The sequence below is a fragment of the Brucella sp. NBRC 14130 genome (genome assembly GCF_040371715.1).
Lineage (GTDB): Bacteria > Pseudomonadota > Alphaproteobacteria > Rhizobiales > Rhizobiaceae > Brucella > Brucella intermedia.
In genome coordinates, this window is record NZ_BAABTE010000005.1 from 300,430 (window position 1) to 320,950 (window position 20,521).

Consider the following 20,521-nt stretch of genomic DNA (forward strand, 5'->3'; position numbering starts at 1 on the left):
ATGGGAGCCTGATTCAAAAAGCGGCATGTGCGCGCGAAAATGGTGAGTTTCGAGTACCGGAACGGAACGTACTTAATGGTACGTGAGTACCGGAACGCAGACAAATTGCCATTTGCAGCCGCACAGGGCGACTTTTGGAACGGGCTCCCGGTCGCTCCGACCTATGCAAAGGCTTTGCCCTCTATTCGGAGGTGAATTGAATGTGGTTAATACCCATTAGATTCACGCTTAGAATAAAGAAAACCCGCACCAGCTGGCGAGCTACAGTGCGGGTACAATTCTTTATCTAAGAACACGGTAGCTGGAGTTCGCGCTTCAGCTACCGATCCGGATATAGGCCATCGGGATCACTTTTTCAACTATCGCCCGTCAGCCTCCGTGGGAGGCAAACCCAAAAAACTTGCACCGCCGCGCGCTATGCTCTATAGCACCGCCATCCGCGTAGACACCCTTGGAGGCAACGCGGAATGGAGCGGTCCGGTCTTTCACCTTGTGACAGACGATACGGGCTGTTTCATGTCGTTTGTTGAAGCATGGTCCCGAAAAGTGGAAACCGGTTTTCGGAGAAGATCATGCGCAGATTATACAGCGGGCGACACTCCAGTAACATCGAAAGGAAATGCCATGAGCGAGACTTACGTGCTCAAGGCCGATCTGCGTACCCGGGTTGGTAAGGGGTCCTCCCGCGAACTGCGTCGCAACGGCCAGATTCCTGCAGTCATCTATGGCGACAAGCAGGAACCCCTCGCAATCGCCGTCTCCTACAAGGAGATCTTCTACAAGATTCATGGCGGTGGCTTTAAGACCACTGTTGCCACGATCGAAGTGGACGGCAAGAAGATTCAGGTCCTCCCGAAGGACTACCAGCTGGATCCGGTCCGTGACTTCCCGCAGCATGTCGACTTCCTGCGCGTTTCCGCGAAGTCGGTCGTCCATGTGAATGTTCCGGTCCACTTCAAGAACGAAGAAGCAGCTCCGGGCATCAAGCGCGGCGGCGTTCTCAACATCGTTCGTCACGACGTTGAACTGATCGTTCCGGCCAATGCAATTCCGGAAGCACTCGATGTCGACCTGACCGGCCTCGAAATCGGCGACTCCGTCCACATTTCGGCAATCAAGCTGCCGAAGGGCGTGAAGCCTGCTATCCAGGATCGCGACTTCACCATCGCCACGATCGCTGCTCCTGCCGGCCTGAAGTCGGAAGAAGCTGCCTCGGAAGGCGCTGCGGAAGAAGCCAAGGACGCCGAGTAATTATTTAGGGGCTCAAACCATGCTGCTCATTGCAGGTCTTGGCAATCCGGGCCCCAAATATGCGCATAACCGGCACAATATCGGTTTCATGGCGGCGGATGAAATATTCCGCCGCCATCGCTTTTCCAACTGGCAGAAGAAGTTTCAGGCCGAGATCGCCGATGGCGTGATCGATGGCGAAAAGGTGCTGCTCATCAAGCCGCAGACCTTCATGAACCTTTCCGGCCAGTCTGTCGGCGAGGCCATGCGCTTCTACAAGCTGACGCCTGCCGATCTCGTCGTGATCTATGACGAACTCGATCTCAATCCCGGCAAGCTGCGCATCAAGACCGGCGGCGGCTCCGGTGGCCATAACGGCATCAAGTCCATCGACGCCCATATGCAATCCTTCCCCGGCGGCCAGAATTATCGCCGCATGCGGCTTGGCATCGGCCATCCCGGCGCGAAGGAACTCGTGCATAACTATGTTCTCGGCGATTTCGCCAAGGCCGACAATGAATGGCTGGATACGCTTCTGGGCGCTGTCGCCGATAATGTCGCCATGCTCGCCCGCGGCGAGGACAACAGTTTCATGAACCGCGTTGCGCTCGCCATGGGCGACGGCAATCAGCGTCCCAACGGTTTCAAGGCCGACCCCGCGCAGCTTGAAAAAGCCCCGCCCGAAGCAAAGGCAAAGGTGCAGAGCCATATCCGCCAGGCCCGGCCAAACCAGAAAAAGCCGAATATTCCCGAAAGCGGCCCGATGGCCGACATGCTCAAGCGGCTTTTCGGGAAAAAGGATTGACGCTGTGCCGTCCTATGACGCATAGCCACACCAAGAAAATTCTAGTCTGATAGGTACGATCATGGGTTTCAAATGCGGCATCGTTGGCCTGCCAAACGTTGGCAAGTCGACGCTTTTCAACGCGCTGACCAAAACGGCCGCCGCACAGGCCGCGAACTATCCATTCTGCACCATCGAGCCGAATACCGGCGAAGTGGCCGTTCCGGACCCGCGCCAGAACGAAATCGCCAGGATCGCCGGTTCGAAGGAAATCATCCCGACCCGCATCAACTTCGTGGATATTGCGGGCCTCGTGCGCGGCGCCTCGAAGGGCGAAGGCCTCGGCAACCAGTTCCTCGCCAATATTCGCGAAGTCGATGCCATCGTGCATGTGCTGCGCTGCTTTGAGGATGACGACATTACCCACGTTGAAGGCCGCATCGATCCCGTATCGGATGCCCAGACGGTGGAAACGGAGCTGATGCTGTCGGACCTCGAAAGCATCGAGCGCCGCATCGTGCAGATCCGCAAGCGCGCGACCGGCAAGGACAAGGAAGCGCTCACCGTCCTGCCGGTGATGGAAGCCGCGCTTGAACTGCTTCAGAACGGCCAGCCTGTTCGCCTGATGCTGAAGGACATTTCTCCCGAGGACCTGCTGACGCTGAAGGGCCTGAACCTTCTGACCTCGAAGCCTGTGCTCTATGTCTGCAACGTCGCGGAAGGCGATGCTGCGAAGGGCAACGAATACAGCGCCGCCGTTGGCAAGATGGCCGAGGAACAGGGTGCCCAGACGGTCATCATTTCGGCTGCGATCGAGGCGGAAGTCGCGCAGCTTCCCGATGAGGAAGCCAGGGAATATCTGGAAAGCATGGACCTTGAGGAGCCGGGCCTCGACCGCCTGATCCGCGCCGGCTACAAGCTGCTCGACCTCATCACCTATTTCACCGCTGGCCCCAAGGAAACCCGCGCCTGGACCATCAAGCGCGGCACGAAGGCCCCCGCCGCCGCCGGTGTCATCCACACCGATTTCGAGCGCGGCTTCATCCGCGCCCAGACCATCGCCTATGAAGACTACGTCAAATACAACGGCGAAGTCGGCGCGAAGGAAGCTGGAAAAGCGAGGGACGAAGGCAAGGAATACATCGTCCATGACGGCGATGTGATGCTGTTCCGCTTCAATACCTGATAGCAGGGCGCTGAATGCTAGCGCATCACGCCCCGAAAATCCTCAATCACCGCATGGGCTCAACCAGGTCTCGATGAGTCAGGCTCAACGAGATTTAGAGCATTTCCAGCAAAAGTGTGAAACGTCTACGCGGGGAAATCAGTTCACCGGACTGATTTCTTATCCCGCTTCGATGCGTTGGATAATGCGATAAAACAAATAGTTAGAGCGGTTCCGGCGATTCTGTCAGGACAGGAACCGCTCTGCTATAAGGCGCGCCTCCCAAAAGTGTGAACTGATTTCGCGTCTGGATAATGTGTAGTGATGTGGGAGAGTTTTTGATTCCGGGAGGTGTCACCTATACTCTCGACGCCTATCTTTCCCTCACCCTGAGGAGCCGTTGAAAACGGCCTCTCGAAGGGCTGAGGGGAAACGCACAGTGCCTGCCCTCTTCCTTCGAGACGGCTCCCTCGCAAGCTCGCGAGCCTCCTCAGGAGGAGGGAAAATCGTGGTACGATTCAGTGTGAGTGCATCGCACTTTATGAGTATGGAGGAGATCGAGGGTGAGCAAGCCTCTGCCGAAATATGCCTACGAGGACATGGAACCGGGAATGACCCTTCCCTTCGGTCCTCGTACGATCAGCAAGGAAGAAATCATCGAATTTGCCAGCGCGTTCGATCCGCAGCCCTTCCATCTGGACGAGGAAGCGGGCAAGGCCAGCGTGCTGGGCGGGCTGGCCGCATCGGGATGGCACACCGTTTCCCTCATCATGCGGCTGGTCTGTGATGCCTATCTGACTGGTTCCACCTCGCAAGGCGGTCCCGGCGTGGAATTTACGCGGTGGAAGCGTCCCGTGCTCGCAGGCGATACGCTGAACGGCGTGACGACCATCAAGGACAAGCGCATTTCCCGGTCGCGCCCGGCAATCGGGCTCGTGACGTTCCATCATGAACTGTTCAATCAGCGCGGCGAAAGCGTCTGTGAAATGCAGCATCCATGCATGATGTTGCGCCGTGACTACGATGCGGCTGCGGGAGATGCGTCATGAGTTTTCTGGAAGACAATCTCGGACAGGCCGTCATTATCGGCAGCTATACGTTTACGGCCGAGGAAATCATCGATTTCGCGCGGAAATACGATCCGCAGCCGTTTCATCTCGATAGCGAAGCAGCAAAGAAGAGCGTCTTTGGCGGGCTGTGCGCTTCCGGCTGGCACACGACGGCAGTGTTCATGAAGCTCAACGTCGCCTCCATCGTGAAGGCAACGAAGGACGCCCTGAAGCGCGGCGAAACACCGCCGACATTCGGTCCCTCGCCCGGCTTTGAGAACCTGAAATGGCCGAAGCCGGTCTATGCCGGGGATACGATCACCTATAAGCGCGTGGTCCACACAATCAGGCCGCTCGCTTCCCGCCCCGGCTGGTCGATGCTGACGATGACGACCAACGCCCATAACCAGAATGGCGAGGAAGTCCTGTCCTTCGACAATGCGGCAATGGTGAAGCTGCCACCAAAAGCAGACCTCTGAAACAACAAAGCCCGGAGCGATCCGGGCTTTTTCATTAACTCAGTCGCCCTCGAAGGCGACAAGCGTGCGCACCGGCACGCCGAGCGCTTCGAGCTTCTTGCGGCCACCCAGATCCGGCAGATCGATGATGAAGCAGGCCGCAACGATTTCCGCGCCCATCTGAAGCAGGAGCTTCGCCGCCGCTTCCGCGGTTCCGCCCGTGGCGATCAGGTCGTCCACCAGAATGATCCGCTCGCCCTTTTCAATCGCGTCGCGATGCATTTCCATTTCGTCGATGCCGTATTCAAGGCTGTAGGCGATGCGCACCGTATCGCGCGGCAGCTTGCCCTTCTTGCGGATCGGCACGAAACCGGCGGAAAGCTGGTGCGCGATTGCGCCACCCAGAATGAAGCCTCGCGCCTCGATACCGGCTACCTTGTCGACCTTGTTGCCTGCATAGGGATAGACCAGTTCGTCGACCGAGCGGCGGAATGCCTGCGCGTCGCCCATGAGCGTCGTCACGTCGCGGAACTGGACGCCCGGCTTCGGATAGTCCGGAATGGTGCGGATCGCATCCTTCAGACTGGCTTTAAATCCGGATTCCATTTTCCATCCTTTCAGGCGGCCTGCAGGCCGGTAAAACTAATCAAGGCAAAGTCGGGGCAAAGCTCCTTTACACCCGCAAACGAGCAAAATGCAAAAGAAACCGCCTGTTTTTGCCAGGAATATTGCGGCGAAGCACGGACATTTTCATGGCTTAATTGTGGCAAAGCAGCCAGTGCTCGTTTCCCCGGCCAAATTCCGGCTGGCTCCGGGACAAAAAAATGGGCGCCCGTGGCGCCCATTTTTCAACCTTGACTGACCTGTCAGTGCTTCACATCCGACCAGATCGAACGCTTGGCGACATAGACCAGACCCGCAAAGAGGATCAGGAACACCATGACCCGGAAGCCGGTCCGCTTGCGTTCTTCGAGATGCGGCTCGGCAGCCCACATCAGGAAAGCCGAAACGTCGCGTGCATACTGGTCCACCGTCTGCGGCGAACCGTCGTCATAGGTGACCTGGTCGTCGCTGAGCGGCTTCGCCATGGCGAGCGCCTTGGCCGAAATGAAGTACGGATTGTAATGCGTACCTTCGGCGATCTGCATGCCTGCCGGCGGCTGTTCGTCGAAACCGGTCAACAGGGAATGGATATAATCCGGGCCACCTTCGGCATATTGCGTGAATATATCGAAGATGAACTGCGGGAACCCACGCTCCACTGCGCGCGCCTTGGCAATCAGCGAGAAGTCCGGCGGCGCCGCACCGTTGTTTGCCGCCGCAGCCGCAGCCGCGTTCGGATATGGCGACGGGAAGTGGTCGGTCGGAAGCGCCTTGCGGGTGAACATTTCGCCATCCGCGTTCGGGCCGTCCTGCACTTCATATTCAGCGGCAAGGGCCTTGACCTGTTCTGGCGAATAACCGAGGCCTTCCAGCGTGCGGAAGGCGACCAGGTTCATCGAATGGCAAGCCGAGCAGACTTCCTTGTAGACCTTCAGGCCGCGCTGCAGCTGGCCCTTGTCATAGGTTCCGAACGGGCCGGCGAAGCTCCACTTTTCCTGCTTGGGATGGTGGATCGGAAAATGTTCCGGCTCCGCGGCATTACCGCCTTCCTCAGCCAAGGCACCACCCACCGTACTGGCGAAGGCGATACCAAGCGCGACCAGCGGAACAATACCGAAGGCAGCGAAATTCTTGAGGATGTTTTTCATTGTTACGTCCTTCATCTCTCTCGCTGGTTCAGCCCCGAGTTTCTACAGGGATTTCCACTGGGGTAATCTCGGCCTTGCCGCTCTTCTCCAGAACCGCCTCGGTGATCGAGTTCGGCAAACGCTTGGGCGTTTCGATCAGGCCGATGACCGGCATGATGATGATGAAGAAGGCAAAGTAGTAGAGCGTACCCAGCTGCGCCATGAAGACGTAGGAACCTTCCGCAGGACGCGAACCGAGCCAGCCGAGGAAGATGGCGTTGATCACGAACAGCCAGAAGAACAGCTTGAACCACGGACGATAGACAGCCGAACGAACCTTCGACGTATCGAGCCATGGCACGACGAAGAGGATTGCGATCGAACCGAACATGGTCAGAACGCCGCCGAGCTTCGAATCGATCGGGCCGATATTGAAGGTGATGGCGCGCAGCATTGCGTAGAACGGCAGGAAGTACCATTCCGGAACGATGTGGGCAGGCGTCTTGAGGGAATCGGCCGGGATGTAGTTATCCGGATGGCCGAGGAAGTTCGGCATGTAGAAGATGAAGTAGGCGAAGAACACGAAGAAGACGAGCGCGCCGAAAGCGTCCTTGATGGTCGCATATGGCGTGAACGGCAGCGTATCGGTCTTGGACTTGACTTCAATGCCGGTTGGGTTGGTCTGGCCCGTCACATGCAGCGCCCAGACGTGCAGGATGACGACGCCGGCGATCATGAACGGCAGCAGATAATGCAGCGAGAAGAAGCGGTTGAGCGTCGGATTGTCGACCGCGAAGCCGCCGAGCAGAAGCTGCTGGATCGGCTCGCCGATGATCGGGAAGGCCGTGAAGAAGCCCGTGATGACGGTCGCGCCCCAGAAGGACATCTGGCCCCATGGCAGCACATAGCCCATGAAGGCGGTCGCCATCATGAGAAGGAAGATCACCACGCCCAGAATCCACAACAGCTCGCGCGGCGCCTTGTAGGAACCGTAATAGAGGCCGCGAGCGATATGGAGATAAACGGCGATGAAGAAGAAGGATGCGCCGTTGGAGTGCATGTAGCGCAGCAGCCAACCGGAGTTGACGTCGCGCATGATCTTTTCGACGGAATTGAACGCAATGCCCGTATCCGCAGCATAATGCATTGCCAGCACGATGCCGGTAACGATCTGCGAAATGAGCATGAAGCTCAGAATGCCACCGAAGGTGTACATGTAGTTCAGGTTACGCGGCGTCGGATAGGCCACGAAAGAATCATAGACGAGACGCGGCAAGGGAAGCCGTTCGTCCACCCATTTTTCGATGCCGGTCTTCGGCGTGTATGTGGAGTGTCCACCACTCATGTCTTCTCTCCCCAAGACCTGTTAGCCGATCCTGATGACCGTATCGGAAGTGAACGCATATTGCGGGATGTGCATGTTTTCCGGCGCCGGACCGCTGCGGATACGACCGGCCGTGTCATAGGTCGAGCCATGGCATGGGCAGAACCAGCCACCGAAAGAACCGGATTCACCGAGCGGCACGCAACCCAGATGGGTGCAGACGCCGATCATCACCAGCCAGTTTTCCTTGCCCTCGCCTGCCGAGCGGGCGAGATCGGTCGCCTGCGCGTCCGAAGCAAGGTTGGCGTTACGCGCGATCGGATCCTTGAGATCACCAAGAGCGGTTGTCTTGGCATCCTCGACTTCCTTGGCGGAGCGGTTACGAATGAAAACCGGCTTACCACGCCATTTAACAGTTAATGATGCTCCTTCCGTCAGGGACGAAACATCAACCTCGATGGACGCAGCCGCGAGTGTCGAAGCGTCCGGACGCATCTGGTCGATAAACGGCCAGGCCAGTCCGGCAACTCCGACGACACCGGCCATTCCCGTCGCAATATACAAAAAATCACGCCGTGTCGGCTCAGCCGTGTCGTGTGCGCTCACGTGCCAATTCCTTTTCAACCTGCATGTTCAATTGAACTCTCCCCTCGTCCTCTTTTGCACTTGCGCAAAAGTAGTCCCGCAAGTGCTCACAGGACGAAATTCCCTCCATTTCACTATCCGGTTTATGCGTGTAAAAAACGCTTGTCCAGACACCAACCCCTTATGACGGCACGATGTCGCAGGCGGATTTGCCTGCTGAATTCAGGGAAAGCACGGCAAGGACGCAGCAGCCGAAAGCTTTCAACTTTCCCTGTTCCGCCCTATGAACCCGCCCGACTGGCGGGCCCAAAGTCCCGCATAGATGCCGCCGCGGGCGATAAGTTCGTCATGCGTCCCCTCCTCCACGATGCGGCCCTGGTCCATCACCACCAGCCTGTCCAGCGCCGCGATGGTGGAAAGCCGATGGGCGATCGCGATAACCGTCTTCCCCTCCATCAGGCGCTTCAGATTCTCCTGAATGGAAGCTTCCACCTCCGAATCGAGCGCCGATGTCGCTTCATCGAGGATCAGGATCGGTGCGTCCTTGAGGATGGCGCGCGCGATGGCGATGCGCTGCCGCTGCCCGCCGGAAAGCTTGACGCCGCGCTCGCCCACGAAGGCATCGAAAGAGCGCCGCCCCTGAAAATCCTCCAGATTGGCGATGAACCCGTCGGCCTCGGCCTGACGCGCCGCCTGCAGCAGTTCCTCGTCGGTCGCATCGTCTCGCGCCAGCATGATATTGTCGCGCAGCGACCGGTGCAGCAATGCGGTCTCCTGACTGACGACCGCAACGGCCCGGCGCAGCGAGGTCTGGGTGACATCGCGAACATCCTGCCCATCGACAAGGATAGAACCCTTCTCCACATCGTAGAGACGCAGGATGAGGTTCACGAGCGTGGACTTGCCCGCGCCGGAATGGCCGACAAGACCAACCCTTTCACCACCGCGCACAGTCAGGTTGATATTGTCGAGAACGCCCGCGGCCTTGCCATAGTGAAAGGTGACGTTGCGGACATCGATGCGCGCCTCCGTCACCTGCAACGGTTTGGCATCGGGCCGGTCTTCCAAACCGAGCGGAGCGGAAACCAGCCGCATGGAATTTTCGATCAGCCCGAGCTGGCGCAGCATGCCATTGAGCTGCATCATGAGACGGCCAAGCAGCATGTTGAGGCGCAGCACCAGACCGAGCGTGAACGACACCTGCCCGACAGTGATGGCATTGCGTGTCCACAGATCGATGGCTATCGCCGCAACCGTCACGATCATCAGGCCGGAGAGCGCCGTGAGCGAAACGCGGACGCCGGTGAGCGAACGCATGAACGGGAGAATTGCGCCGAGATACCGCTCGAAACCATCGCGCAGATAACGCTCATCGTCATCGGCAGTATTGAGCTTGATCGTCTGGATATTGGAATAGCTGTCAACGATGCGGCCATTGATCATCGATCCCGCCTCCGCAGAGGCCTCGGCATTCTTGCGGATGCGTGGCAGATAACGCCAGGCGATGAAGCCGAAAGCAATGATCCACAGGACTACCGCCGCCGCCAGCCGCCAGTCGAGCCGACCGACGAGAAACAGCGTTGTGATACTGTAGATCGCCATGAACCAGACGACCTGAATGAGGCTTTCGATGAGGTCGCCTGCCGCCTGCCCTGCCTGCCAGACCTTGGTGGCAATGCGCCCGGCAAAATCATTCTGGAAGAAGGCGTAGGACTGGCGGAGAACATAGGAATTCGCCTGCCAGCGGATCATGTTGTAGAAGCCCGGCGACAAGGTCTGGTCTTCCAGCAGCGTGTTGATTGCCGTCACCACGAGGCGGATCACAAGGACAGTGATCCCCATGAAAAGCAGGTCGGGCCCTGCCACCTGCAAAAGCGCTGACCAGCTTCGCTCGACGCCGCCCTTGCCCGCCTGATCGAGAATATCGACCAGCCTGCCGGTGAAATAGAACAGACCTGCCTCGACCAGCGGCAGCAATCCGCCGACGGCAAGGGAAGCCGCCAGCGGCCATTTCGCCTGTCGCGCATAATGCCAAAGAAAGCCGAGGGTCGTTGAAGGCGGTCTCAGCCTGTCCGGTTCACGAAAGGGATCGACCCAACGTTCGAACAGGCTGTAAACCGCTTTCATCAATGGCTTGTGTCCTTATTTGACCAGCGTATCCTCGGTATTTTCATCGAAGCCGAGGAAGCCGCCGGACTGGCGGGCCCATAGACTTGCATAAATGCCGCCGAGCGCGACAAGTTCCTCATGCGTGCCGTCTTCCACGATGCGCCCCTTGTCCATCACCACGAGACGGTCCAGCGCCGCGATGGTGGAAAGGCGGTGCGCGATGGCGATCACGGTCTTGCCTTCCATCAGCGTGTTGAGGCTGTCCTGAATGGCTGCCTCCACCTCCGAATCGAGCGCCGATGTGGCCTCGTCCAGAATGAGGATCGGCGCGTCCTTCAGCATCACACGCGCAATGGCGATGCGCTGGCGCTGTCCGCCGGAAAGCTTGACGCCGCGTTCGCCGACATGCGCATCCAGCCCCTGCCGCCCCTTGGGATCGGTCAGCAGCGGAATGAACTGGTCGGCCTGCGCCAGACGGATCGCCTGCTGGAGCATCTCCTCCGTGGCATCCGGCCGCCCATACATGATGTTCTCGCGGACAGAGCGATGCAGAAGCGAGGTGTCCTGCGTCACCATGCCGATATTGGCGCGCAGCGAATCCTGCGTGACCCTGGAAATGTCCTGCCCGTCGATCAGGATGCGGCCCTTCTCCAGATCGTAGAAGCGCAGCAGCAGATTGACCAGCGTGGATTTACCAGCGCCGGAGCGTCCGACCAGTCCCACTTTCTGGCCCGGCTGAATGGTGAGGGTGAGGTTGTCGATGACACCCTTGCCCTTGCCGTAGTGGAAGCCGATCCGGTCGAAGTCGAGCTCGCCTCTGGTCACCTGCAGCGCCGGCGCATTGGGAACGTCCACAACTTCATGGGAACGCGCAATCGTGGTGATGCCGTCTTCCACCGTGCCTATATTCTCGAACAGGGCCGACATTTCCCACATGATCCACTGCGACATGCCGTTGAGGCGCAGCACCAGCCCGATGCCGACGGCAACGGCGCCCACGGTAATCGCTTCGTTCATCCAGAGCTGGATGCCGATTGCGCCCACCGCAAACAGCAGGATGCAGTTCGCCATATAGAGGGTGAAATGGAACATCGTGATGAGCCGCATCTGCCGATGCACGGTGCCGAGGAAGCCGTCGAGGCTTTCACGCACATAGGATTCCTCGCGGCTCGAATGCGAGAAAAGCTTCACGGTAGCGATGTTGGTGTAGCTGTCGACGATGCGGCCCGTCATCAGCGAGCGCGCATCGGCCTGCTGTTCCGAAACCACCCGCAGGCGCGGAATGAAGAAGCGCAGCAGCAGGATGTAGGCAACCAGCCAGACGGCAAACGGGACCATCAGAACCAGATCCGCAGACGCCGCAATGAACAGCGTGCCAGCGAAATAGACGATGACATAGTTGAGCACGTCCAGAAGCTTCATCACCGTTTCGCGAACGGCAAGAGCAGTCTGCATCAGCTTGGTGGAGATGCGTCCGGCGAATTCGTCCTGGAAGAACGACATCGACTGGCGGATCAGGTAACGGTGCATCAGCCAGCGAATGCGCATCGGATAATTGCCGAGCAATGTCTGGTGGATCAGCAGCGAATGGATCAGCACCACACCCGGCAGGCCGATCAGGACCACGCCGGCAATCAGCGCAAGCCGCCAGCCCTCATTGCTGAGGAAAGTCTCGCGCGACTGGTGCGACAGCCAGTCGACAATGTTGCCCATGAAGGCAAAGAGCGACACTTCGATCACGGCGATGAGCGTGGTGAAGATCGCCATGCCGATGATCCACGGCCATGCGCCGCGGGTATAATAAAGGCAAAAGGCTACCAGTCCGCGCGGGGGTTCGCGCGGCGGTTCTTCGGGATAAGCTTCGAGTCGTTTTTCAAACCATCTGAACATGGCGATCCTTTTACGGGCACCTTGCAGGATTTCCAAGACGGAATAGGAACAAAACAGGAATATTTTCGTGATGCAGGAACGCCCCCCATCCTGCGGACACTCCCTCGCCAACGGATATGTTGATGCGGGAGGGGGAACCGTTCTCGACGCTTGCAGCCGCCCGATTTGTCGGCTACCCGCATCATATGGAACTGCGCGTCGCACTTTACCAGCCCGACATTCCCGGCAATACGGGAACCATCCTGCGAATGGCCGCCTGCCTCGGCTTCGCGGTCGACCTGATCGAGCCTGCCGGATTCGATGTTTCGGACCGCTCGCTGAAGCGTGCAGGCATGGATTATCTGGAGCAGGCCGCCCTCACCCGCCATGCGGACTGGCGCCACTTCGAGGACTGGCGCCGGCAGGCCGGACGCCGCATCGTGTTGCTCTCCACCAAGGCGGCGATTCCCTATACGGATTACCAGTTTCAGGAAAATGACATCCTGCTCTTCGGGCGTGAGTCGTCGGGCGTTCCCGACACCGTGCACGATGCCGCCGATGCTCGGCTTCTGATCCCCATGGTGCCGGGCGCGCGCTCGCTAAATCTTGCGATTTCGGTTGCGATGACCGCAGGCGAAGCTCTGCGGCAAAGGAAAAACCTCGCGAAATGACCGGATTCGCAAGGCAGCACCTCCCCCTCCGGTCTGAAAGGCTCGCTTCTTCCATGAACCTGTCCACCCTCGCTCTCGCCGCTTCCACCCTGTCCCTGCTCGCAAGCGCCCCGGCCTTCGCCAAGGAAGCTACCCCCATCGCACCGAAGGTGATGGTCATCACCATGTTCGGCGAGGAGGCCAAGCCATGGCTTGAAGGCGAAAAGTTCACCCAGAAGATCAAGCTGCCGGGCCTCAACCCCGAATATCCGACGGTCGACTGCACCGCCGAAGGCCTGTGCCACATGACGACGGCCATGGGCTTCGCCAATGCCGCAAGCGCGACGGCAGCCATGGCGCTGAGCGACAGGTTCGATCTGAGCCACACCTATTTCGTGATCGCGGGCATCGCCGGGGTCGATCCGAAGCACGGCACGCTCGGATCGGCGCACTGGGCGAAATATTCGGTCGACGCCAATCTGAACCACCGCATCGACATTCGGGAAGCGCCGGAAGGCTCGCCCACGGACTTCTTCGGCCTCGGCGCGGCAAAGCCCGGCGAAAAGCCTAAATGGGCCGCAGGCACGGAAGTCTTCGAGCTGAACGGCAAGCTTGCCGATTATGCTCTGGCAACGACCAGAGGCGTCGAACTTCTGGATAGCGACGCGGCGAAGGAATATCGCAAGCATTACACGGAAGAGGCTGCGACCGGCGCGCCAAAGGTCACGATCTGCGATACGGCTTCGGGCGATACCTACTGGCACGGCGCAAAGCTCGGCGAAGCCATGGCCGAATGGTCGAAGCTTCTGACCGACGGCAAGGCCGACTATTGCACCTCGCAGATGGAAGACAACGCCACGCTGACCGCGCTGAAGCGCGCCGCCGAAGCTGGCAAGCTCGATTTCGACCGCATCGCGCTGCTGCGCACCGCGTCGAATTTCGACCGCCAGGGCAAGGACCAGACGGCGGCGGAATCGCTGGCCGCGAATTCCGGCGGCTTCCCGCTTGCCACGACCAACGCCTATCGCGTCGGCAAGGCCTATGCCGAAAGCATCATCCAGAACTGGAACGCATGGGAAAAGGCCCCGCAGACGGCAGGCCAGTAGACCGCATTCCGAAAGTGTGAAACGGCTTTCGGATGAAGCGCAATCCGATCCGATCGGATCGAAACTCCAAGCCGTAACGTAATAACGATTCAAAAAGCGAAGGCGCCTTCCGGGGCGCCTTTTCTGCCTGCTAATCTGAATCGCGTTTCAATGGCTTGACCGCCGCGATTGAAGCGCTGCTCAATCTGCGGTCGCCAGACGGCGCATGGTAAACTCGATCACGTCGTCCGGCCGCTCGCACCAGCTTTCGATCTCGGTCCAGTAGGCGGCTTTCGGGAATGTTTCGAACCACTCGCGCGCCTTTTCGCGCGCCGCCAGCCTCGGCAGGGTGAACGTCTCGCGGACGAAACCATCGCGCGGCATCCGGCTTTTCGTGCTTTGCTTGGCGCTTTTCTGGGCGCGGCTTTTCTCAAGCTGCCTGCGCAGGCCTTCAAGCGGTGGACGGGGCGGTGTTGCTGCCATGCGTTTGCCTCCCGGCGAACCCGGAAATGAATGCCTTTCAAACCCTGAGTAGAGAAAGATAGGTTAGCGATACCCCAAAGACGAGTCTTTTCTTGGGGAGAGGGCCGGTACTGTCTTGCGATCACGCGCTTCACGCTTTGCGGTGAAGGCGGACTTTGCTAAGCCAAGCAATAATAGTTCATCCATTTAGAGCGCGCTTCGATCTGACTGAATCGGATCGGCGCTCTAGATATTCATTTTGAACCGCGCATCTTGTCCGAAAACGTCACGCACTTTTCGGGATGCGCTCCAACCCTGGCTGCGCGAGGTCTTCAAACACCACCAGGCCGCGCCGGAAGGACACGAAAATGCAACGCGACGAGATTCCGGCCATCATCCCGGCAGACATCGAAGAGAAGAAGCAGGCGGCACAGCGCTGGTTCGAGGAACTGCGCGACCGTATCTGCGCAAGCTATGAACAACTTGAAGATGAATTGCAGGGCCCGCTTTCGGATCGCGAACCCGGACGCTTCGTCCGCACGCCATGGCAGAAGGATGAAGGCCGCGGCGGCGGCGGGGTCATGTCGATCATGCATGGCCGCGTCTTCGAAAAGGTCGGCGTCCATGTCTCGACGGTCTATGGCGAGTTCTCGCCGGAGTTCCGCAAGCAGATTCCGGGCGCCGAGGAAGACCCGCGTTACTGGGCAAGCGGCATTTCGCTGATCGCGCATCCGCAAAACCCGAATGTGCCTGCCGTCCACATGAACACCCGCATGGTGGTGACCACGCGCCAGTGGTTCGGCGGCGGCGCCGACCTGACGCCGGTGCTCGACCGCCGCCGCACGCAGGACGATCCGGACACGCTTGCCTTCCACAAGGCCTTCCGCTTCATCTGCGACAAGCACAAGGAAATTGTCGACTACCAGCGCGTGAAGGAATGGTGCGACGAATATTTCTTCCTGCCGCATCGCAACGAGCCGCGCGGCATTGGCGGCATCTTCTACGACTGGCTGCATTCGCCGGAAGAAAAAGGCGGCTGGGATGCGGATTTTGCCTATACGCGCGATGTGGGACGCGGCTTTTCGGTCGTGTATCCGCATCTGGTCCGCCAGAACTTCAACAAGGACTGGACCGACGCGGACCGCAACGAACAGCTCATCCGCCGTGGCCGCTATGTCGAGTTCAACCTGCTTTATGATCGCGGCACGATCTTCGGCCTCAAGACCGGCGGCAATGTGAATTCCATCCTGTCTTCCATGCCGCCCGTGGTGAAGTGGCCGTGAGGCATTGAAAAAGGGCCGGTTTCCCGGCCCTTCAATCATATTGCAAATGCGGAATGATAGGCGACGTCGCCTTCCGGAATGTCCGGCCCGAAGGCCAGACACTGGAAATGTTCCGTCGGCACGCCCGGCAGTTTCAGCCGCTCATCGGCCTTGAAGCCGAAACGCCCGTAATAGCCGGGATCACCCAGAAGGACGCAGCCTTCAGCGCCGAGGCTGCGCAACCGCGCAAGGCCCTCGCGGATAAGCTTGCCGCCAATCCCCTCGCCCTGCCGGTCCGGGCGGACCGAAACGGGACCAAGCCCGTGCCAGCCCCTGTCCTCGCCGCCGACCAGAACCGGCGAGAAAGCGACGTGCCCCAGAACCTGCCCGTCCTCTTCCGCAACCAGCGACAGGGTGAGCGCATCTGCGGCGCGCAGCACATCGATGATTTTCCCTTCCTTCTCGCTGCTATGGGCAGCGTTGCGGAATGCCTCATCCGTCAGGCGACGGATTTCTGCGGCATCTTCGGGCGTTTCGTTGCGAATAAGCATGTCCCTCTCCTTCACCGGTTGTTTGCCTGGGCGCGGACATTCTCGCGGCCCTTCAAGGAGATGCGATAAGGACTGCCCATGCGCGATTCGATCAGCCGCTTGCGGCGCAATTGCTGAAAAATCGCCATCGTGCAGTCGGAAAGCAGATAGCCTTCCCGGGTATAGCATTCGATATCGCAGATGCGTCCGTCTTCGCGCAGATGGCGGATGTAGCCGCCCTGCGCCAGCACGTGCAACACGCGCTGTTCCATGCGAGAGATATTCATTGTCGTTAATGCCTGGATGGAAACCATGACAAGCATCAGCCTTCGCGGATGGTGAACCATCCACGGCCAATGCCGTTTCCGCTCCTGGACCTGCATGTCAGGCGCTTTCAGCACCCGCTACTTGCAGTTTCGTCCGGAACGCTCAAAGGTTTCCGACAATCTCCAGCATCAACAATTCCTCTTCCAGAGGCCCAAAGGACAGGAGGGCAATAGCCCCTCCTGCTCATTTATAAGCGCCGCGCGCCGGTGTCAAACCGTTCGGGCTCCATGGCAGGCACCAGCATGCCGACGCATCGCGCCCTGAAAATGCTCGATCGCCGCACGGGCTTAACCAATTCTCGATGAGCTGGACTCAACGAGACTTGGTATTGGGCTGGTTGCGAAGCTTTTCGGCTTCCGCGTAGAACTTCTTTTCCCACTCATTGTGGTTATCGAGCCCTTCCTTGATGAAGGGCGTGAAGATGGCGAGATTCATCAGGCACCAGTTGACGAACCGGGCCGGGAACTTCAGCGGCTTCACGAAATCGACGAACAGCACGACCCGCGTCTTGTCCGTGTGGTTCCATGCCTCATGCTCATAGGCATCGTCGAAAATCAGCACCTTGCCTTCCTGCCAGTGACAGACCTGTTTGTCCACGCGGATGGCAAGCTTGTCGTTCGGCTCCGGCACGATGAGGCCGAGATGCAGGCGCAGCACGCCATTATAAGGGCCGCGATGCGGCGGCAGGTGCTTGCCCGGCTCGAAGATGGAGAACATCGCCGTCGTGAGGCCCGGGATCTTGTTGACGATGCGCCAGGTTTCCGGGCAGGCCCTGATGTTCTGTTGCGACTTCACGCCGAAACCGAGCAGGAAGAACGTCTTCCAGCGATTGTCGGTCGAGATCGTCTTCACGTCGGTCGAAATGTCCTGAAAGGAAGGCAGTTCGCTCTGGCGCAGGAGAATCGTGTCCAGTTCCTTGCGGATGGCCGGCCATTCCTTCTCGATCTCCGCAGCCCACGGAAAGGTCGCGTTGTCATAGACCGGCGGATTGCCAAGCCTGGCATATTTCAGGTTGAGACCTTCGGCCCAGGATACGATCCCCATGAAGAAACGGGTGATGCGGCTCGGCCGGTCCATGGCGGCGATGCCCTCGGTGCCAAACTTCTGCTTCGGATCGGCCGCTGCCTTGTCTTGTATCAATGTATCGGGATTGGACATCTCACGCTCTTTCAGAATGACGCTGAAAACTTCCCAGCCATAAATGAATGAAACTATAGCGAAAATTTGCCGACAAGAGGTCAGCTGTTCATTTTCGCGGCATTTCCAACAAAAGTGAGACACGGTTTTGTGTTCGGAAATGCCGTAAAAAGAATAGTCAGGGCAGAAGCACCCTAACTACGATCAAGTTTGTCCAGAAGCGCGGTGCGGTCAAGGCTAAAACCGGAGTCTATCCAGAAAGTTTCAAGCGACCGCAAGGTCTCGCCCAGTCCCGGCCCCTTCTGGATGCCAAGGGCCAGAAGATCGCCCCCCGTGACGGGAAAGACCGGCGCATCGTAACGTTCGGCAGTTTCGAGAAGACGGGCGAAACCACCGGCGCGGACCATCGCTTCGTCGCTGCCTGCGGCCTCGGCCCGCGCCGCGGCATAGGCCAGACGAATGCGGTCGAGCACGGCCTGCTTGCTGCCGCGATAGATGGTCTTCTTCAACGCCTGTTCGGAAAGTTCCGGCTTGACTGCATCGGCGCGCGCCCAGGCTTCGAGCCGCGCCCTTTCGGCATTGGACATTTTCAGCCGCTTGCCCATCTCTTCCATCCGCACGCTGTCGGGCGGGATGATGCTTTCAAGCCGCAGCAGCGGATCGGCCTGCCAGCCAAGATCGGCCTCGGTGCGCACCAGGCCGTGAATGGCGTCGATGCCCCATTTCTCGCTTTCCGGCAAAATGAGGTTCAGCACGCCGCCCTGGCGCATCCACAAAAGCGCGCGCGAGGGATCAGGAGCAGACAGAAGCTTCTTCAGTTCCGACCAGACCCGTTCGGCGGAAAGCTGTGAAAGCCCGTCCTTCAGCCGCGCGCTGGCGCGCAATCCTTCAGCCTCGGGCCGACCTGAACCGTACCAGGCGAAGAAGCGGAAGAAGCGCAGGATGCGCAGGTAATCCTCGCGAATGCGCTGTTCCGCATCGCCGATGAAGCGCAGCGTCCGGCTCTCTATGTCGGCAAGGCCGCCGACATCATCGATGATCGTGCCGTCAGCGGTCGCATAGAGCGCGTTGATGGTAAAGTCGCGCCGCTCGGCGTCGGCCTTCCAGTCGGTTCCAAACGCAACCTTGGCGTGACGGCCATTGGTTTCGATGTCCTGCCGCAGCGTCGTCACCTCGAACGGATGCCCCTGTACGACAACAGTTATCGTGCCGTGCTCGATGCCGGTCGGCACCGGCTTGAAACCGGCCTCGGTCGCCAACCTGACGGTCTCGTCCGGCACATGCGTCGTCGCCAGATCCACGTCACTCACCCCGGTGCCAAGCAGCGTGTTGCGCACTGCGCCGCCGACGACGCGCACCTCGCCGCCATCACGGTTCAGCGCCTTGAACAGGGCCTGCAACGGCTTTGTCTTAAGCCAGTCCGCCTTCCCGGAAATATTGATACTCAAACGTAGAGCCTTTCATAAAGTCCGCGAATAATGCCGGCGGTTGCCCCCCAGATGAATCGCTCGTGATAGGGCATGGCGTAATAAAAGCGTTCCTTGCCGTTGAACATCCTGCTTTCCCGCCGGTGGTTCTGCGGATTCATCAGGAAGGAAAGCGGAACCTCGAAAATATCGGCCACTTCGTCCGGGTTGGGATGCACGTCGAACGGCGTTTTCACCACCGCGAGGATGGGCGTGATCGAAAATCCGCTGCCGGTGAGATAGCGCGGCAGATTGCCGATGATCTCGGCGCGATCCGCAGCAAGCCCGATTTCCTCATTGGCCTCGCGCAGTGCCGCCCGTTCCGCCGTGCCGTCTTCCGGGTCGATTGCCCCGCCCGGAAAGGCGATCTGGCCCGAATGCTTGCGCAATGTGTCGGTGCGCTGCGTCAAAAGCAGCGTGGCTTCCGATCCGCGATCCACCACCGGCACCAGCACGGCCGCGTCGCGCATCTTCGACGTCACCATGGCCTGCGTGAAATCGGGATTGAGCGAATGATCGCCCGTTACCGCATCGTGGTCCGGGTGCCACTGCCGGACCCGCTCGGCAAAATCACCGGCGGAAAAGTCAGGAAAGCCGTTCATTGCAATGCTGCCTCCAGCGCATCGGAAGCCATGATCGGAAAGACCACGCCGCCGGAGCGGACCGCAAATGTCTGCACCCCGTCGATTTCGATTTCCTCGCCCAGCTCCACCAGATCATACATGACCGAACGGGCAATCAGCGCCTCCAGCCGTCCGCGAACGAGCACATAAGGCTTGAGGCCGCCGCTTTCCGGCTCGACCACGAAGCGCAAGGGATGCTGCGCATCGGCTGTCACCACATCGCCGACATTGGTGCGGAAGGTGAGCGCCTGCCTCTCTCCTTCGCCGGAAACCTCCATCTCGACGGCAATGAAATGCGCGTCCTCGACGCGGATACCGACCTTTTCCACCGGCGTGACCAGATAGGTCTTTCCGTCCTCATCCTTGCGCAGCACGGTCGAGAACAGCCTGACGAGCTGTTTGCGGCCGATCGGCGTGCCCATGTAGAACCATGTGCCGTCCGCCTTTATTTCCATGTCGAGATCGCCGCAGAATTCCGGATTCCATCGCTCGACCGGCGGGATTCCGCGCTCCCTGGTCGAAGGACCGCTCTGCGCATCGGCATGGGCGCGCGCGATCAGGGCTTCCAGCCCGCCGGCGGTCCCGGTGTCCCGCATGGATTCTTGCGGCGCGTCTTTGCCTTCAGGGGTGCTTTTTATCATCCGACTCGGTTATTCCTGCGCAAATAGACCCAAAG

General features: G+C 59.3%; 22 protein-coding genes. 8 read left to right on the top strand and 14 right to left on the bottom strand.

The features are described 5' to 3' along the window. Positions 1-624 precede the first annotated feature (624 nt). The 5 genes from ABWW28_RS12540 (at position 625) to ABWW28_RS12560 (ending at position 4,707) form a co-directional block, all read left to right on the top strand. The gene (locus ABWW28_RS12540) at positions 625-1,251 is read left to right on the top strand and encodes a 50S ribosomal protein L25/general stress protein Ctc (RefSeq protein ID WP_176588190.1); all 627 of its coding nucleotides are present in this window, start codon (positions 625-627) and stop codon (positions 1,249-1,251) included. A gap of 19 nt (positions 1,252-1,270) precedes the next feature. Beyond that, positions 1,271-2,035 (top strand): aminoacyl-tRNA hydrolase, encoded by a 765-nt coding sequence (pth, locus tag ABWW28_RS12545; protein WP_021586968.1) that lies wholly within the window; start codon positions 1,271-1,273, stop codon positions 2,033-2,035. Between the two features lie 61 nt (positions 2,036-2,096). After that, positions 2,097-3,200 (top strand): redox-regulated ATPase YchF, encoded by a 1,104-nt coding sequence (gene ychF / locus ABWW28_RS12550; RefSeq protein WP_021586969.1) that lies wholly within the window; start codon positions 2,097-2,099, stop codon positions 3,198-3,200. Between the two features lie 542 nt (positions 3,201-3,742). Next, positions 3,743-4,228, top strand: a complete 486-nt coding sequence (locus ABWW28_RS12555; RefSeq protein ID WP_176588191.1) for a MaoC family dehydratase — start codon at positions 3,743-3,745, stop codon at positions 4,226-4,228. After that, positions 4,225-4,707 carry a MaoC family dehydratase gene (locus ABWW28_RS12560; RefSeq protein ID WP_021586970.1) on the top strand — a complete coding sequence of 161 codons (483 nt, stop codon included), beginning with the start codon at positions 4,225-4,227 and terminating at the stop codon, positions 4,705-4,707. Before ABWW28_RS12555 ends, ABWW28_RS12560 begins: the two co-directional genes overlap by 4 nt. Positions 4,708-4,746: 39 nt before the next feature. Here the strand turns inward: ABWW28_RS12560 and ABWW28_RS12565 are convergent, their stop codons facing one another. The 7 genes from ABWW28_RS12565 to ABWW28_RS12595 all read right to left on the bottom strand — a co-directional run bounded on the left by ABWW28_RS12565 (position 4,747) and on the right by ABWW28_RS12595 (position 12,324). Next, entirely contained in the window at positions 4,747-5,292 is a 546-nt protein-coding gene (locus ABWW28_RS12565; RefSeq protein WP_010659612.1) for an adenine phosphoribosyltransferase, read from the bottom strand. Between the two features lie 11 nt (positions 5,293-5,303). Beyond that, positions 5,304-5,531, bottom strand: a complete 228-nt coding sequence (locus ABWW28_RS12570) for a hypothetical protein (RefSeq protein ID WP_128005735.1) — start codon at positions 5,529-5,531, stop codon at positions 5,304-5,306. Positions 5,532-5,552: 21 nt separating this feature from the next. Beyond that, on the bottom strand, positions 5,553-6,437 hold the full coding sequence (locus ABWW28_RS12575; RefSeq protein WP_021586971.1) for a cytochrome c1: 885 nt from the start codon (positions 6,435-6,437) through the stop codon (positions 5,553-5,555). 28 nt (positions 6,438-6,465) lie between these two features. Next, positions 6,466-7,761 carry a cytochrome b gene (locus tag ABWW28_RS12580; protein ID WP_006472729.1) on the bottom strand — a complete coding sequence of 432 codons (1,296 nt, stop codon included), beginning with the start codon at positions 7,759-7,761 and terminating at the stop codon, positions 6,466-6,468. Between the two features lie 21 nt (positions 7,762-7,782). Continuing rightward, a complete protein-coding gene (gene petA / locus ABWW28_RS12585; protein WP_022569054.1) occupies positions 7,783-8,346 on the bottom strand; it encodes a ubiquinol-cytochrome c reductase iron-sulfur subunit in 564 nt (187 codons plus the stop codon). 240 nt (positions 8,347-8,586) lie between these two features. Continuing rightward, positions 8,587-10,452, bottom strand: a complete 1,866-nt coding sequence (locus ABWW28_RS12590; RefSeq protein WP_021586973.1) for an ABC transporter ATP-binding protein — start codon at positions 10,450-10,452, stop codon at positions 8,587-8,589. 15 nt (positions 10,453-10,467) lie between these two features. Further along, entirely contained in the window at positions 10,468-12,324 is a 1,857-nt protein-coding gene (locus ABWW28_RS12595; RefSeq protein WP_006472727.1) for an ABC transporter ATP-binding protein, read from the bottom strand. A 185-nt stretch (positions 12,325-12,509) separates the two neighbouring features. Between ABWW28_RS12595 and ABWW28_RS12600 the strand changes: the two genes are divergently transcribed. After that, positions 12,510-12,974 carry a tRNA (cytidine(34)-2'-O)-methyltransferase gene (locus ABWW28_RS12600; RefSeq protein WP_151659077.1) on the top strand — a complete coding sequence of 155 codons (465 nt, stop codon included), beginning with the start codon at positions 12,510-12,512 and terminating at the stop codon, positions 12,972-12,974. A gap of 53 nt (positions 12,975-13,027) precedes the next feature. Beyond that, a complete protein-coding gene (locus ABWW28_RS12605; RefSeq protein ID WP_151659076.1) occupies positions 13,028-14,059 on the top strand; it encodes a purine-nucleoside phosphorylase in 1,032 nt (343 codons plus the stop codon). A gap of 180 nt (positions 14,060-14,239) precedes the next feature. On the opposite strand, the gene ABWW28_RS12610 is transcribed toward ABWW28_RS12605, so the two are convergent. Continuing rightward, entirely contained in the window at positions 14,240-14,521 is a 282-nt protein-coding gene (locus tag ABWW28_RS12610) for a hypothetical protein (protein WP_006467342.1), read from the bottom strand. Between the two features lie 347 nt (positions 14,522-14,868). Here ABWW28_RS12610 and hemF point away from each other — a divergent pair, with 347 nt between their 5' ends. Continuing rightward, positions 14,869-15,783, top strand: coding sequence for an oxygen-dependent coproporphyrinogen oxidase (gene hemF / locus ABWW28_RS12615; protein WP_151659070.1), 915 nt, complete (start codon positions 14,869-14,871; stop codon positions 15,781-15,783). Between the two features lie 35 nt (positions 15,784-15,818). Here the strand turns inward: hemF and ABWW28_RS12620 are convergent, their stop codons facing one another. The 6 genes from ABWW28_RS12620 to ABWW28_RS12645 all read right to left on the bottom strand — a co-directional run bounded on the left by ABWW28_RS12620 (position 15,819) and on the right by ABWW28_RS12645 (position 20,486). Then, positions 15,819-16,313 (bottom strand): GNAT family N-acetyltransferase, encoded by a 495-nt coding sequence (locus ABWW28_RS12620; RefSeq protein WP_151659069.1) that lies wholly within the window; start codon positions 16,311-16,313, stop codon positions 15,819-15,821. A gap of 11 nt (positions 16,314-16,324) precedes the next feature. Next, positions 16,325-16,579 (bottom strand): YjhX family toxin, encoded by a 255-nt coding sequence (locus tag ABWW28_RS12625; RefSeq protein WP_006472724.1) that lies wholly within the window; start codon positions 16,577-16,579, stop codon positions 16,325-16,327. Between the two features lie 352 nt (positions 16,580-16,931). Next, the gene (gene olsC / locus ABWW28_RS12630) at positions 16,932-17,777 is read right to left on the bottom strand and encodes an ornithine lipid ester-linked acyl 2-hydroxylase OlsC (protein ID WP_151659068.1); all 846 of its coding nucleotides are present in this window, start codon (positions 17,775-17,777) and stop codon (positions 16,932-16,934) included. A gap of 173 nt (positions 17,778-17,950) precedes the next feature. Further along, the gene (locus ABWW28_RS12635; RefSeq protein ID WP_151659067.1) at positions 17,951-19,204 is read right to left on the bottom strand and encodes a CCA tRNA nucleotidyltransferase; all 1,254 of its coding nucleotides are present in this window, start codon (positions 19,202-19,204) and stop codon (positions 17,951-17,953) included. Continuing rightward, positions 19,201-19,824, bottom strand: coding sequence for a CoA pyrophosphatase (locus tag ABWW28_RS12640; RefSeq protein ID WP_021586981.1), 624 nt, complete (start codon positions 19,822-19,824; stop codon positions 19,201-19,203). Before ABWW28_RS12640 ends, ABWW28_RS12635 begins: the two co-directional genes overlap by 4 nt. Next, the gene (locus ABWW28_RS12645; RefSeq protein ID WP_021586982.1) at positions 19,821-20,486 is read right to left on the bottom strand and encodes a DUF1285 domain-containing protein; all 666 of its coding nucleotides are present in this window, start codon (positions 20,484-20,486) and stop codon (positions 19,821-19,823) included. The genes ABWW28_RS12640 and ABWW28_RS12645 overlap by 4 nt, the downstream gene beginning before the upstream one ends. Positions 20,487-20,521: the final 35 nt, after the last annotated feature.